Annotated in this window: 1 protein-coding gene; it reads right to left on the bottom strand. The window is 73.8% G+C overall.

What is annotated here, in order from left to right; genetic code table 11:
• Positions 1-490, bottom strand: a 490-nt coding sequence (locus L995_RS26155; protein WP_047474234.1) for a PIG-L deacetylase family protein, incomplete at its 3' end; no start/stop codon positions are given.
• Positions 491-562 lie beyond the last annotated feature (72 nt).

Raw genomic sequence — 562 nt, 5'->3', positions numbered from 1 at the left:
CCGCGTCCGTGGCCTCGTGGTCCGGGTGCCCGTCTTCGCGCCAGGTGCACAACAGCGCATCCGAGGGCTGCAGCAACGGCTCCAGCCGCTGCAGCAATTGCGCTGCATGCTCGGCGATATGGCCGTCGGGCAGGCCCAGCCGCAGCACCTGCGCCTGCGGCGCAAGCAGGGCCAGGGCCTGGGTGCTCTCCTGCACGCGCTCGCGCACCAGCCGCTGCGGCGGCCACAGCGTCGAGTCGGGGTGGCTGGCTCCGCCATCGGTCACGGAGACGATGAGGCAGGGCATGCCCCGCTCGGCACAGCGGCGCAGCAGGCCGGCGCAGCCCAGGATCTCGTCATCGGGGTGTGGCGCGACGATGACGGCGCGGCGCCGGCCGTCCAGCAGGTCGTCCATGGATACCTGCGCTGGCCGGCGCTGCGCAAACCAGGCCTGCCAGCGCGATTCCGGCGTGCCCCGGCCCTCGATGAGGCGCGGCTTCACAGCATCCATGCCGCGCCTCCCGGTGCCTGCGAGGCCTGTGCCTTGTCGGCCAGCAGGCGGCCCAGCGCGGCCTGGTCGCGC

The organism is Delftia sp. ZNC0008 (genome assembly GCF_000799035.1).
Taxonomy (GTDB): domain Bacteria; phylum Pseudomonadota; class Gammaproteobacteria; order Burkholderiales; family Burkholderiaceae_C; genus Comamonas; species Comamonas tsuruhatensis.
Note: the sequence above shows the minus strand (reverse complement) of the source record. Positions and strands in the feature narration are given on the sequence as shown.